A 13,043-nucleotide genomic window follows, 5' to 3' on the forward strand; every position below is an offset into this window, starting at 1 on the left:
TACATATGGAAAGGGTAGGGATTTGGTTAGATAAGAAAGAAGCGAAAATATTAAGGTTATCCAATGGAAAGGAGGAATTTCTCACCTTGAAATCGGAGGTTGAATTTTTCCACCCATCTGGAGGGGGGAGAGCACCCTTTAAATGGGGAGGCACCCAAGATGTGGTAAGGGAAAGCTCCTATATGGAGCGTGAAAAACAACAGTTGAGGAGTTATTTTAAAAATTTGGTAAATGTAGTAGGCGAGGTAGATGCCATAGCCATTTTTGGACCGGCCATCACCAGAGAAAAATTTGGGAAAGAACTTATAGATAGGTATCCTTCCCTAGCCTCTAAAATAAAAGTGGTGGCGAAAAAGGATAGTATGACCGACAATCAAGTTAAAGCCTTGATAAAGGATTATTACAAAGACTCAATTTAGGCTGTATCTTACTAATGCTTACTATGCAAATAATGCAACAGCTATACGAACTTCTGGAACACCAACCTTTTTTAGCTGGCTTATTGAGATTACTGTTTTGGGCTTTGATCATTATAGTTGGGATACGGGTTTTAAGAAATATTGCGCGGAATAGGATTGAAAATGTTAGCTTTAGGTACAAGACCCAAAAAGGGATAGAGGTTATTGGGTATGTGCTGATTGCCATTCTTTTTTTGGTGTTTTTTACTGCCGGAAACATTAAGGATTACTCCCTCATAATCGGACTCTTCACCGCTGGCATCACCTTTACCTTACAAGAGCTTATTTTAAGCATCGCAGGCTCCTTTTACATTTTTGCCGTTAGGGTTTATACCCCTGGGGACCGAATAGAAATAAACGGCATAAAGGGAGATGTTATAGATATTGATAGTATTTATACCACCATTATGGAAATGGGGGAATGGGTCAGTAGCGATAATTATTCCGGTAGGATCGTCAAGATTAGTAACGCTTTTGTTTTTAAGGGACCCATAAAAAATTACTCTATGGACTTTCCTTTTGTATGGGATGAACTTAATATTCTTGTCACTTATGGCTCAGACATAGAATTAGCTAAGAAAATTGTTTTGGATAATTCTTCTGAGCTTCTCTCTGACTATGTTGGGGCTAGCCAGACCAAATGGGGGGAGATGGTAGAGCGGTATTATATAGAGAATGCCACCTTGGAACCTACTGTTGCCATAACATTGACCGACAATTGGGTAGCCTTGAACCTAAGGTACATTACGGATTATAAGCTTAGAAGAAGTACCAAGCACAACCTTTTTTATAGCATTCAAAAGAACGCATTACAATCAGATGGAAAAGTGGTTTTGGCATCTGCCACCTTACAATTATTGAAAATTCCTGAAGTTGATGTGCGGATAAAAAATAACGTATAAAAGTCGTGAAGTATGGAAATAGTAAAGTCTTCTGGGGAAAAAGTGAAATTCTCAATGTTCAAATTGCGGAATTCCCTAAAACGAAGCGGCGCCGATGAAGATTTGATTAATCTTATTGTAGATCGGGTCCGGGATGAGCTGTATCAAGGTATTAGTACCAAAGAAATTTACAATAGGGCATTTGCCCTATTAAAAAAGAAACAGTCCATTTTTGCCTCCAAATACAAACTGAAGAAAGCCATTTATGAATTTGGCCCAACAGGATATCCATTCGAAAAATTTATAAGCGCTATTCTTCAATTTTCGGGATATAAAACAGAAGTTGGAAAGGTCATGACCGGCATTTGTGTAAAGCATGAAATAGATATTTTTGCAAAAAAGAATGGAGCGGTTACCATAATTGAATGTAAGTTCCACAGTGAGGAAGGGAGAAACTGCAACGTAAAAGTTCCCTTGTACATTCATTCCAGATATATGGATGTAAAAAAACACTGGGAGACAAAAGAGAATTCCGATTTGATTTTTAATGTGGGTTGGGTAGCTACCAATACCCGTTTTACAGAGGATGCCATCCAATTCGGAAAATGTGCAGGACTCTATTTATTGAGTTGGGATTACCCCAAGGATGACGGGCTAAAAGATCGCATAGACAGATTGGGACTGTATCCCATCACCGTATCTACATTATTAAGCGCACGTGAAAAACAATTTTTATTGAGTAGGGATGTGGTCCTATGCCAACAGTTACTTCATGATAAATTTTTTCTTGATCACCTAGGTATTTCGGATTCGCGTAAGCAGAGAATCATGAAAGAGATAGAACTATTATGCAATAGGTAAGATAGGAATATGGCCAATATAAAAATACATTTTCTGGGTGCATCAGGCACAGTAACGGGTTCCAAATACTATTTAGAAACCCCTGAGATAAATATCATGATAGACTGTGGGATGTTCCAAGGGCTTAAGGAACTGCGACTTCATAATTGGGAGCCCTTGCCCATAAAGGCCAATCAAATAGAAGTGGTTCTACTCACCCACGGACATCTGGATCACACAGGATATTTGCCAAGACTTGTCAAAGAAGGATTTAAAGGAAAAATAATAGGCACTGCACCTACCCTATCTATTACGGCTATTATTTTAAGGGATAGTGCAAAAATACACGAAGAGGAAGCGGCCCAGGCCAATAAAATTGGGTATAGTTCGCACAATCCTGCATTGCCATTTTATACTATGGAAGAGGCCGAAAAGGCAATAGATTTGTTCCAAGCCGAAGAAAGGGATAAATGGATTTTCCTATCAGAAAACAGCAAATATAGGTTTAGGTACAATGGCCATATCATTGGAGCCACTTTCATTGAATTTGAAATTTTTGGAAAATTATTTGTGTTTTCAGGTGACATTGGAAGGAAAGAGGATGCCCTTTTGGATGCACCCCAGCGCCCAGGATGGGCCGATTTCCTTTTTGTGGAAAGTACCTATGGGAATAGATTGCATCCACAGGAAAATGTGGAAGATATTATTATTGGGCTCATTGATAAAACCATTCATGAAAAGGGCAATCTCATTATCCCTTCATTTGCCGTAGAACGATTACAATCGTTAATTTACCTGCTCTGGAATTTATATAAGAAAAATCGGATACCAAACATCTCCATTTTTGTAGATAGCCCAATGGGAAACAATGTGCTCTCCGTTTTTGAAAATTATCCGAAGTGGCATAAACTATCCATAAGTGATTATAAGGCCATGTGCAATCATGTCAATATAATAACTTCCTATAAGGATACCTGGAAAACCATAGATGATCCCCGACCAAAGATTGTTATTGCCGGAAGCGGCATGGTTACGGGAGGGCGCGTTCTGACCTATTTAAAACAGTTGATAGATGAGCCCTCAACCACGGTTCTCTTAGTGGGTTATATGGCAGAGGGAACAAGGGGCAGGCAGTTGTTGGAAGGCGCTCATGAGCTTAAATTTTTTGGAAAATACCATCCCGTAAAAGCCACAGTGGCTCATTTGGAAAGTCTCTCAGCCCACGCCGATCAACAAGGGTTGATGGATTGGCTGAAGAATATCAAAAATATTCCGGAAAAGGTTTTTCTTGTTCATGGAGAACCCACTGCTTTAGATTCCTTTAGGACTAAAATAAAGGACACTTATGGTTGGAATGTGCATATACCCAAATTATATGAAGTACTAGAAATAGTGATCTAATTTTTTGGTTATGACTTTTGTCATTTTTATAATTGCACCTTGGTAATATCTTGCTCCTAGATTTTAATTAAACCATGGGAAAAAGTAAAATAAAACCAGAACAAGAAAAAAAGGTAGATCTACTTCACACAGAATCCCGTAATTGGAAGTCTTCCCTGCACTTGGTGAATGATGAGGTAATCTTTATAGATAATTTATTGAGTTCATATGTTTTTGAACCCAATACTCCCAATCTATTTGAAAGGTTACAAACTTATCAAGCCCAAATTAAAAAAAACAAGGAACATAAGACTCTTGTGATGCATGCCATACAAAAACATGAAAAAGGTTTGGCAGGGATGCTAGAATGTGCAGATTACTCCTGTGATTTGGGGTATTATCAAAAACATGAGGCCATTAAAGCCTATGTAGTGGCCTTTTTGGAGAACTTCCAAGGGCTTAAATCAGAAATCTTTAATTACGCAGGCGGAATTCTCAAAAAGAAAAAACCTTAAAAAAAGTGAAGTATTCATTTATAGTACCCCAATTATAATATAAAAAAATAAGAATGAAAAAGTTGGCCATTTTAGTAGGATTAGTGTTCTCTAGTTGTTCTTCCATTCAATTGGTAGAAAATTGGAAGAGTCCAGATATAGTCATTTTCGATGCCAACAAGGTCCTTGTTGTTGGGATGACTCAGAATAAGGAGGCCAGAGAGGATTTCGAGACCAAATTGACTAAGGAATTTACGAAAAGGGATATTGAGGCTATGCGAAGTCTGGATCTCTTTGATGTTGAGTTTACGTCTTCAAAAAAGTCAGAACAAGAAATAGCTGCAGTAGAGGATTTGCTCATAGAACGAGATTTTGACGCCATTTTGTTTACCAAGGTTACAGGATCTGAAAGTAAAAAGACTTTTAGAAAGAGGTTGTCAGAGGTAGGTGGCATTTATGGAAGTTTCCGGGACGACTATTTACAGTACCAAGATATTTATTACAGGGATAATTACTACGAGGAATTTATGGTTTACCATGCGGAGACTTCATTGTACTGCATCTGTGTGGGCAAAGAGCGCCAATTAATTTGGAGGGGTTCTATAGATATTACAGATCCACAGGATGTCAACAAAACAATTGATGATTATATAAAACTGATTGTATTGGCTCTGGAAGAACAGGATATCATATTTAGAAAAAATAGAAAGAATGAAATTACTGGTTTATAGTGCTAAGAAATTTGAGGTACCTTTTTTAGAAAGAGCCAATAAAAATAATTATCATGTGGTGTTTACCCATAATGCTCTAGACTCGGAAACGGCATATCAGGCAGTAGGTTTTGATGCTATTTCTATATTTTCTGGTGATGATGCATCCTTAACTGTTTTGGAAAAATTAAGGGACTTTGGCGTCAAGTATATCACTTTGAGATCTGCGGGGTACAACAATATTCATGTAAAATGCGCCAAACGTTTTGGGATTAAGATTGCCAATGCCCCAGATTATTCGCCCTATGCCATTGCGGAACATGCCGTGGCTTTACTCTTGGCACTTAATAGAAAGATTGTTGTAGCCAGCTCACAAGTGCACCAATATAACTTTTTACAAGATAATCTTCTCGGTTTCGACCTCAACAAGAAAACAGTTGGTATTGTTGGTGTTGGCAGAATAGGAGCCATTATGGCGAAAATTATGCATGGTTTTGGATGCACTATTTTGTCCAATGACCTAGCGCCAGATCCATTATTGATCAAAGATTATGGCATCCAATATGTGGATTTAGAGGAGCTGCTTACAAAATCGGATATTGTTACTCTTCATGTTCCATTGACGCATGACACCCACTATCTAATAGATGAAATTCAGTTAAAAGCAATGAAAAAAGGGGCCCTTCTAATAAACACGGCACGTGGTGCGGTAGTTAATACAAAGGCATTGATCAACGCCCTGAAGAAAAATGAAATTGCAGGGTATGCCACCGATGTATATGAAAAGGAAAAAGGCCTCTTTTTTAAAGACCATTCCGCTTCTGGGGATATAAAGGACCATCAATTAAAAGAGCTGCTTTCATTGCATGCCGTATTGCTTACTCCGCACCAGGCCTTCGTTACTAAAGAGGCATTGGCGAATATTGCGGACATTACTTTTTACAATATCGATTGTTGGGCAAAAGGAAAGGAATCTAAGAACGAGCTGGGCTATGAAACACTGATATCCTAAAATTAGGCTATCGGTTTCAATGATCTGTTTAAAAATAATCAATATTGGGTTTAGGAGCACCCATGCCTTTCGTTATTCAAAAAACAAAAAAAATGCGAATTGCGTTAATACTATTGATTGGAATACATGGAATTATCCATTTATTCGGATTTTTTAAAGCGTTTGGGATATCTCAATTTAATATGATCTCACAACCCATTTCCAAAATATTGGGTGTCATATGGTTGTTTGCCTTTCTTTTACTTGTAAGTACCTCAGTGTTATTGAAAGCACAATCCAATTTTTGTTGGATCATCGGAATTTTGGGCGTACTTCTTTCTCAGTTTTCAATCATAAATTTTTGGATTGATGCCAAATTCGGGACAATTTTAAACTTGGTCATTCTCACGTCCATTATCATAGCATATTCAAGGTTCAGTTTTGCTAAAAAAGGTGACGTATGAAACAGCACAAATGTTTAAAAATTCAAGTACTAAAAATAACAACATTCTTAAAAAACAAATGATTTCAGAGCTACCTTCCAAAGTCCAAAAATGGTTGATCCATAGCGGAACAATTGGTAAAGAATCTATTTGCAATGTTCATTTGAAACAAAATTTACAGATGTTAATGAATCCCGATCAAAAGGATTGGAGCTTTGCGAAAGCTGAACAGTTTTTTACAATTGTACCTCCTGCTTTTATTTGGTCGGTAGGTCTAAAAGTAAATCCATTTACAACTGTGGTTGGGAAGGACAAATTTGAAAATGGAAGAGGAGAAATGACAATTAAGATGTTCTCGGTATTCCAAATTGCAAATGCAAAAAATAATGAAAAGGTAAACAAGGCAACACTTCAACGGTACTTGGCTGAAATTGTTTGGTTTCCTTCTGCCGATTTAAGTCCTTATATCGTTTGGAAAAAAATAGATGACACTGCGGCTAAAGCAACACTGTCCCACAATGGCACAAAAGGTTCGTGAATTTTTCATTTTTCTAAAAATGGAATTTTTACAAAGTTTGTAGCTATGAGGTATAAAGACATAAATGATACCGACCCCACACAATGGACCGTTAAAGCTACCAAAACCGAAGAACATAATGGTATAAAGATACCAGTAGCATTGGAAGCGAATTGGAAGTTGGATAGCGGCGGTTGGACTTGGTTAAAATTAGAATTAGCGAACATAACGTATAATATGCAAGAATTGCCGATGGCAACCCGCTCCAATAAGGAATAAGCGAGTACTTGCAATCACGATAGGGTAAACATAAAAAATGTAGGTATTATTCGCTTTAATTGGTAGTAAAAAAATTTGCTAATTTTGATGTATAAGAACCTCGCCATTAAATGGTCAAATGAAGCTAGTAGTTCTTTAATCTTACTTTTTATGATTCATTTTCGTGAAATGACCACCTTAACTTTTTCTTAGTTCATCTAGTTTTCTAGTTTTCTAGTGTTATATGTTATATAAATAGCTTATATATAAGTGGTTGGGGTGTTATTGTGGTTGCTCTTTGAGAGAAAATATGATCTATGTATTATACCAATCAGTAAATTGTAACGTTATGTTTTTATTACAGCCAATATTAGATACTGATTTACAATAATTTAATAACGGGTTAAGTATTCTGGAATACCGATCAAAAAAAGGTATTTTGGAAATTGAATGTTTGTTAAGGGAAAGGAGATAATCATTTTTTTAAGATACGCCTTCAAAAAACAGCATAATATGAATTTACAAATGAATTTATCTCGTAGTATGTGGGTCACTACCCTTTTTACCTTTTGCTTTTCCTGCTTGGTAATGGCACAAGTACCTAGGAAAGAGTTTAAAGCAAATAGCCTTGATACTACCATGAATGCAAAGTTTCTAGTCAATAAGGAAATGCCGACGGAAATTACTGATCAGGTCGTCACGGCACTATCTTATTATCCAGAATTAAAGGACGTCAAAGTTGAATTTCGATTCCGCAAGAGTAAGACCCCTTTTTCTTCCAAACCTACCTTTTTTAGTATGTTCAAGAAAAGGGAGAATAGGACGTATATAGTTACTATAAGCACTGATGCAGAATCTATAAATAAGCCCTTACTATTTTTAAACCTTCCCTACAATGCACAAATTGGTGTTATGGGACGTGAATTGGGACAAATAAGCACCTACCATTCTAAAAATACCTCCCAGCTTATAGGTAATGTCTTTAAAATGCTCAATGCAACCTATGCAGAAGAGACCAAATTTAATAAAGACCTTATCTGTATAGATCATGGCCTTGGATACCAATTATTCGATTGGAGCTCTTACATTCAGGGAGCATTGGATCTTCAGGAAAGAAGGGGGTCCACAGATCTTTTCTTTACTCAAATAGAACCTTCTGAACATGAGCCTTCTATGAACCCTCAGATTATAGAACAGTATATTGAGGCTACCGACATGTACAAGCAGGTAAACAAAGATTAGTTTCTTTAAACGTCATCTTTTCTTCTTCACATCGATTTTATTATAAGGTTCATGGAAGAATGTCTAGTCCATAACTTTTAAATCATAACTTCTACCCTCTAGGTTGCATTGGTGGATGATGACGCAGTAATCCCTAGCCTCTTTTAAAAGATGCGAGGAAATTGTACAAAATGACCAGGATCATTTTGTACTTGGGAATAATTTGCCAATTTTATTGTCCACCTTTAAAATATGGTCATGGCACTTAATTTTAATCAATATGCTACTGAGGGGAATACCTTTTTAAAAGATTATACCGTGCAATTGGGTCTTGGTAATGATCGTGATAAGGGGGGGAGAATTCTAACGGCAACGTTACACGCGCTACGTGATATCATTCCAATAGAGGAATCATTGCAGTTCATTGCCCAATTACCCATGTTTTTAAAGGCAGTTTATGTGAACGGTTGGAATGTAAAACAGAAAAAACCAAAAGTGAAGCGGATGGCTGAATTTTTAGATCTAGTCAGGACCCATGATGGCCCATCTGCGGTCAACGATTTTGAATACAGTGATGAGGTAGCCCAGCAATATGTGGATACCACTTTTACTTACCTAAGAAAATATGTTTCAACTGGTGAGATGGAGGATATCCGGGATGGACTTCCCAAGGATCTTAAAGCAATGATTTCATCGTACATTATTTTTTAAAACCAATACAATGACCACATTGATAGCAATTTCATTTTATGTATTATTATTTTGTTTAGGCTTCTTCCTAAAGAAATATTCGTAATTTTTTTTAAGTGTTTCATTCTTAACTGACCTTTGTCATTTTGGGGAGAGTAAAGTGAGGGTACCTTAGATTAATCTAAAAGATCGTACTATGAAACGCTTAAAAGATAAGGTAGCCATTATCACAGGTGGTGCTGGAGGCATTGGTGTAGCAACTGCAAAATTATTCTTGGAAGAAGGAGCAAAAGTGATGTTGGTGGATGTAAATCAAAACCTTTTGAAAAAGGCGGTAGCGGATTTTAAGAATCCAAATCTTTCCCACTGCATGGCAGATGTTTCCAAGGCCAAGGATACCGAAAATTATGTTAAGCAAACCCTTAAGGAATTTGGAAAAATTGATATCTTCTTTAATAATGCTGGGATTGAAGGCTGCTCCAAACCTTTGGTGGACTACCCCGAAGACATTTTCGATAAAGTAATCGCAATAAACCTTAAAGGAGTTTGGTTGGGCTGCAAACATGTACTACCAAAAATGGAAGAGGGTGGAAGTGTAATGATCACCTCATCCGTTGCGGGATTAAAAGGTTTTGCAGGATTGGGAGCTTATGTAGCCAGTAAGCACGGCGTTATTGGGATTATGCGGGTGGCTGCCTTGGAAAGTGCAGATAGAAAGATACGGGTCAATAGTATTCATCCCGGCCCTGTGGATAATGAAATGATGAGGCGTATTGAAAAAGACATCTCGCCTGAAAATCCGGATCAAGTCATAAAAGGTTTTGAAAATATGGTACCTCTAAAACGATATGCAGAATCTGTAGAAATTGCAAATCTGGCCTTGTTCTTGGCTTCGGATGAAAGTGCCTATATTACGGGAAGCATACATGTAATAGATGGTGGTATGCTTTCATCATGACTTCGGATTTTAGAACCTATCTAAAGGGTGGGGACTTGAGGTCTATAGGAAAGGTTAACGACAGGCCTTAGTATAGACCCAAAACGATTTTGACAAGGTATTCCATTTTTTACATTCCAATGATCGCATATTGATCATGCTTGCGACAGATGCCATAGAAAAAATTTCAAGAAAAAAACCCAAATTTTTGCAAAAGCAAGATACCTAGCTCCTGCTATTTTTAGGAACTGCCATGCACAAGGAATTTAAATAGTATTTGGCACATGTGGTCTCTAGATTGGAATGGTCAAAGGATAGAATAGAACAGGTTTTGGAAGTAGTCACCCTGTGGGCTACGGATCCCACAGAAAGTAAAATTGTTAGGGTAAGCGCTTTACAGACATTATTTGAAATAGCTATGAAACATCCTGAAATGGAATCTAAAAGGCATGATATTATTTTAAAACTGAAGCCAGAAAATGTGCCTTCCCTAACTTCTAAAATACGAAAATTGACAACCCAATGGCAAAAAAAATAATTTACGCATTGCTCATACCATTGATCTGTGGTTGTAAGGAACAATCTAAATTTTCCGAACAAAATGGAGTAACAACAGACGAAGTGGTACTTGAACAGAAAAAGGCATCTGCTAACTTACAGGTTCTCCTTGATTTTGCTGATATTACTGAAACGGATATGGCGAAGTTAAAGGATAAAGTTGTTTTTAAAAAGGTAGTCAGAAATGGAAATAGTATGCCCATACCTTTGAAAATGGGAGCAGCATTATTTTATTCGTCCCCAAATTCCGTAAAGGAATCTGAATGCCCTGTTATGGAAATTGTTAATACGGACAAGGTCTTGTTGATAAGTAGAGGCAAGGGGTTTGGAGGGCCTATTTGGGCCAAGCTTTTAGTTGATTATAAAACACATGAAATCTTGAAAATAGCTTTTGGGCACAAAGTGGAATCCGAAGGATATGGAGCTGAAATAGGACGGACCTCTTTTCAAAATAGGTTTATAGGAAAGGTCCTAAATATAACGGATAATACCTTTGGGTTACAGGTCCGTGGCAAAGAAGCGATCAATGGAGAATTTACGGTTGATGGTATTTCGGGGGCCACCGTGACAAGCTTAGGGGTGGTACATATGTTGAACGAAGGTGTAGGTGGGTATTCTAAATATTTTGAAAAGCGTTAAATAAATGGAGTTCAAGCTGGTCTTTATACTATTTGTTGCTGTATTAGGGAGAAACATCTCAACAATTCAAATTATTGATGGTGTTAATAAAGATAAGCCCTGGATCTTCAGTTTTCTAGGCAGCATGAATTAAAGATTTCCAAAGTCCCTTGGCTTCTATGGTTCGTCCCGGTATTTATAAGTTTCCATTTTTCATTGTTTGTTACAGCCTTCATGAAGATATCTATAATGCCTACAGAAATATTTAAATTTTGTAAGCTCTGACCATCTAATTAGTAATAACAAACTGTTCTATATCAGGATGGCCTACATTTAATATGCTCATATTGGCCCCTCTTCGTTTTCCTCCCTGTTTTACATGTTCTGTGGCGGCATCATAAACCTTCATAAAGGCAATTGGGCTAGAAGATTTCCAGCCAGAAGAGGTCACAAGTTCTTTGTTGGGGCGTAGTTTGGAAAAATTATAGCCTGTGCCACCAACATTTTGATGAATTAGCGCGGTATTTATAAGGGTAGTGAAAATCCCTTCCAAACGGTCATCAACGGGTAACCCTTCTGAACAGCTGATCTGGTGTCTCTATGGTGTTACCTTGATCGTTTTTCTAAAGATAACGTTCAGTAAGGAGTTGCATGGGATTTTGTACAATTTTGCGGGACATTATTTAAAGATGAGGGTTCATTTTCTCTTTTCGTTTTAGAAGTTGTCTCTCCAGATCGCGTATCGTTTCTGCTATAGAACCCTCAAAGGTAGTTTCTTTGGAAGAGGCAAAGATTCTAGGACCAGGGGAGCTGAGTTCTATTTTGCATATCTTCCCCTTAGAAGAGGTGGTGTTCTCTTCTTCTATGATTACATGTGCCTTTATCAATTCATTAAATTTCTCAAATAAACGGTCTAACTTGGCTATAATCAGTTGTTCCAAGTCCGGATCTGTTGTGGTATGTACAAAGTCTATATGGGTGTGGAATTGCAATGCTTCCGTTTCCATAAATCTGTTCTCCAAAGAAAGCCCTGTTGCCGATGACAATATATCTTTTAAAGCTGGGGTAGTGGTGGCATCTATTAAATTTAGAGCCTTCACCTTGCATAGCGTTTCCACCAATTTACAACCTGCCAGAGTATTTGTGGCCACCCCAGTAACGATATCTGGAACAATATCAAAAACTTTCATAAGGCCATGTACCGCATAAGGATCGGATGCACTTAGGACAATACATCTGACCTTTTCTCTTATGGCATTGATGGCGATATCACCATTGTAAGGTTCTAAAGGGGAGGCACCTATTTCTACAATGGCTACATCAGCCTTCACTTTTTCCATTTTACTCAGTAATTGGGTCAATTTTTCTTGATACTGTTCCCTCGGATAAATTGAAGAGGGCAGCCCAACATCCACAAAATCCAGAACCAAATCGGCACCAACATCCTTAATGGCCAAGATATCCTTAAGACGCCCTGCTCCCGTAAGTTTGGCTCCTACCACCTTGTGTCCGGCAAGTTTAAATAAATTAGTGACAATTCTCGCCGAAGTGGTCTTGCCTGCAGACATGGAAGTTCCTACAAAGAGGATCACGGGAGTAGAAAAAGGAACATAGGGCTCTGGCCTTACAAAACTCTCCATGGTGAGCTTATCTCCAAAGCGGAAAGTATGTCCCGTATAGACCACTTCCATTAGATTTGGCATAAAGACAGATTTGGAAGTGAGCTTCCCAAGTAGACCGGCTCCAGTTAATATGTTCATTTTTAAGTCATCCCCCACTTTTCTCCAAGTACCTGTAGCCTCTAGGGTTGCAAAGCGCTCCCCTAAAGCACCTACCATGAGTTCACCGCCCATAATGCCTCTCATTCTTCCATTGGAAAGCTCTAGTTTTAATTCGCTACTGCCTGGATCTGTGATCTTACAAACAACATAATCCCCCGTTTGCCACTGTTCCCTTGGTAATTTTTTAAGGATGAAGTCGGTTTCTTCTAAGTCCGAAATCCGTGTTAATGAAGTATAAATATATTGAAGGTTCATAGCTATAGGTT

General features: G+C 37.8%; 15 protein-coding genes and 1 pseudogene. 13 read left to right on the forward strand and 3 right to left on the reverse strand.

What is annotated here, in order from left to right; genetic code table 11:
• The first annotated feature begins 5 nt into the window (after nt 1-5).
• From ABXZ36_RS04515 to ABXZ36_RS04575, 13 genes and pseudogenes are all read left to right on the forward strand, one after another.
• Nucleotides 6-419 carry a hypothetical protein gene (locus tag ABXZ36_RS04515; RefSeq protein ID WP_354614290.1) on the forward strand — a complete coding sequence of 138 codons (414 nt, stop codon included), beginning with the start codon at nt 6-8 and terminating at the stop codon, nt 417-419.
• A 32-nt stretch (nt 420-451) separates the two neighbouring features.
• On the forward strand, nt 452-1,360 hold the full coding sequence (locus ABXZ36_RS04520) for a mechanosensitive ion channel family protein (RefSeq protein ID WP_354614291.1): 909 nt from the start codon (nt 452-454) through the stop codon (nt 1,358-1,360).
• Between the two features lie 12 nt (nt 1,361-1,372).
• Entirely contained in the window at nt 1,373-2,200 is an 828-nt protein-coding gene (locus ABXZ36_RS04525; protein WP_354614292.1) for an ATP cone domain-containing protein, read from the forward strand.
• Between the two features lie 9 nt (nt 2,201-2,209).
• On the forward strand, nt 2,210-3,580 hold the full coding sequence (locus tag ABXZ36_RS04530; protein WP_354614293.1) for an MBL fold metallo-hydrolase RNA specificity domain-containing protein: 1,371 nt from the start codon (nt 2,210-2,212) through the stop codon (nt 3,578-3,580).
• Between the two features lie 74 nt (nt 3,581-3,654).
• Complete coding sequence (locus ABXZ36_RS04535) at nt 3,655-4,074, forward strand: hypothetical protein (RefSeq protein WP_354614294.1); 420 nt, start codon at nt 3,655-3,657, stop codon at nt 4,072-4,074.
• Between the two features lie 53 nt (nt 4,075-4,127).
• The gene (locus tag ABXZ36_RS04540) at nt 4,128-4,784 is read left to right on the forward strand and encodes a hypothetical protein (protein ID WP_354614295.1); all 657 of its coding nucleotides are present in this window, start codon (nt 4,128-4,130) and stop codon (nt 4,782-4,784) included.
• Nucleotides 4,765-5,775, forward strand: coding sequence for a 2-hydroxyacid dehydrogenase (locus ABXZ36_RS04545; protein WP_354614296.1), 1,011 nt, complete (start codon nt 4,765-4,767; stop codon nt 5,773-5,775). The genes ABXZ36_RS04540 and ABXZ36_RS04545 overlap by 20 nt, the downstream gene beginning before the upstream one ends.
• A 501-nt stretch (nt 5,776-6,276) precedes the next feature.
• Nucleotides 6,277-6,993: pseudogene (locus tag ABXZ36_RS04550) on the forward strand (DUF6920 family protein).
• A gap of 492 nt (nt 6,994-7,485) precedes the next feature.
• Entirely contained in the window at nt 7,486-8,214 is a 729-nt protein-coding gene (locus tag ABXZ36_RS04555; RefSeq protein WP_354614297.1) for a hypothetical protein, read from the forward strand.
• 237 nt (nt 8,215-8,451) lie between these two features.
• On the forward strand, nt 8,452-8,904 hold the full coding sequence (locus ABXZ36_RS04560) for a DUF2267 domain-containing protein (protein ID WP_354614298.1): 453 nt from the start codon (nt 8,452-8,454) through the stop codon (nt 8,902-8,904).
• Between the two features lie 175 nt (nt 8,905-9,079).
• The gene (locus tag ABXZ36_RS04565) at nt 9,080-9,841 is read left to right on the forward strand and encodes an SDR family NAD(P)-dependent oxidoreductase (RefSeq protein WP_354614299.1); all 762 of its coding nucleotides are present in this window, start codon (nt 9,080-9,082) and stop codon (nt 9,839-9,841) included.
• Between the two features lie 256 nt (nt 9,842-10,097).
• Nucleotides 10,098-10,358: a hypothetical protein gene (locus ABXZ36_RS04570; RefSeq protein ID WP_354614300.1), complete on the forward strand. Its 261-nt coding sequence runs from the start codon at nt 10,098-10,100 to the stop codon at nt 10,356-10,358.
• Entirely contained in the window at nt 10,343-11,017 is a 675-nt protein-coding gene (locus ABXZ36_RS04575; RefSeq protein ID WP_354614301.1) for an FMN-binding protein, read from the forward strand. The genes ABXZ36_RS04570 and ABXZ36_RS04575 overlap by 16 nt, the downstream gene beginning before the upstream one ends.
• 107 nt (nt 11,018-11,124) lie before the next feature.
• Here the strand turns inward: ABXZ36_RS04575 and ABXZ36_RS04580 are convergent, their stop codons facing one another.
• The 3 genes from ABXZ36_RS04580 to ABXZ36_RS04590 form a co-directional block, all read right to left on the reverse strand.
• On the reverse strand, nt 11,125-11,259 hold the full coding sequence (locus ABXZ36_RS04580) for a hypothetical protein (protein ID WP_354614712.1): 135 nt from the start codon (nt 11,257-11,259) through the stop codon (nt 11,125-11,127).
• Between the two features lie 26 nt (nt 11,260-11,285).
• Complete coding sequence (locus ABXZ36_RS04585; RefSeq protein WP_435602183.1) at nt 11,286-11,585, reverse strand: ribonucleotide reductase barrel domain-containing protein; 300 nt, start codon at nt 11,583-11,585, stop codon at nt 11,286-11,288.
• Nucleotides 11,586-11,679: 94 nt separating this feature from the next.
• The gene (locus tag ABXZ36_RS04590; RefSeq protein ID WP_354614303.1) at nt 11,680-13,032 is read right to left on the reverse strand and encodes an HPF/RaiA family ribosome-associated protein; all 1,353 of its coding nucleotides are present in this window, start codon (nt 13,030-13,032) and stop codon (nt 11,680-11,682) included.
• Nucleotides 13,033-13,043: the final 11 nt, after the last annotated feature.

It is taken from the genome of Sediminicola arcticus, assembly GCF_040566695.1.
Classification (GTDB): domain Bacteria; phylum Bacteroidota; class Bacteroidia; order Flavobacteriales; family Flavobacteriaceae; genus Sediminicola; species Sediminicola arcticus.

Bases quoted from the DNA above. Each gene is read 5' to 3' on its own strand.
- ABXZ36_RS04515 (WP_354614290.1), top strand. From the start codon at position 6: ATGGAAAGGGTAGGGATTTGGTTAGATAAGAAAGAAGCGAAAATATTA.
- ABXZ36_RS04520 (WP_354614291.1), top strand. From the start codon at position 452: ATGCAACAGCTATACGAACTTCTGGAACACCAACCTTTTTTAGCTGGC.
- ABXZ36_RS04525 (WP_354614292.1), top strand. From the start codon at position 1,373: ATGGAAATAGTAAAGTCTTCTGGGGAAAAAGTGAAATTCTCAATGTTC.
- ABXZ36_RS04530 (WP_354614293.1), top strand. From the start codon at position 2,210: ATGGCCAATATAAAAATACATTTTCTGGGTGCATCAGGCACAGTAACG.
- ABXZ36_RS04535 (WP_354614294.1), top strand. From the start codon at position 3,655: ATGGGAAAAAGTAAAATAAAACCAGAACAAGAAAAAAAGGTAGATCTA.
- ABXZ36_RS04540 (WP_354614295.1), top strand. From the start codon at position 4,128: ATGAAAAAGTTGGCCATTTTAGTAGGATTAGTGTTCTCTAGTTGTTCT.
- ABXZ36_RS04545 (WP_354614296.1), top strand. From the start codon at position 4,765: ATGAAATTACTGGTTTATAGTGCTAAGAAATTTGAGGTACCTTTTTTA.
- ABXZ36_RS04555 (WP_354614297.1), top strand. From the start codon at position 7,486: ATGAATTTACAAATGAATTTATCTCGTAGTATGTGGGTCACTACCCTT.
- ABXZ36_RS04560 (WP_354614298.1), top strand. From the start codon at position 8,452: ATGGCACTTAATTTTAATCAATATGCTACTGAGGGGAATACCTTTTTA.
- ABXZ36_RS04565 (WP_354614299.1), top strand. From the start codon at position 9,080: ATGAAACGCTTAAAAGATAAGGTAGCCATTATCACAGGTGGTGCTGGA.
- ABXZ36_RS04575 (WP_354614301.1), top strand. From the start codon at position 10,343: ATGGCAAAAAAAATAATTTACGCATTGCTCATACCATTGATCTGTGGT.
- ABXZ36_RS04590 (WP_354614303.1), bottom strand. From the start codon at position 13,032: ATGAACCTTCAATATATTTATACTTCATTAACACGGATTTCGGACTTA.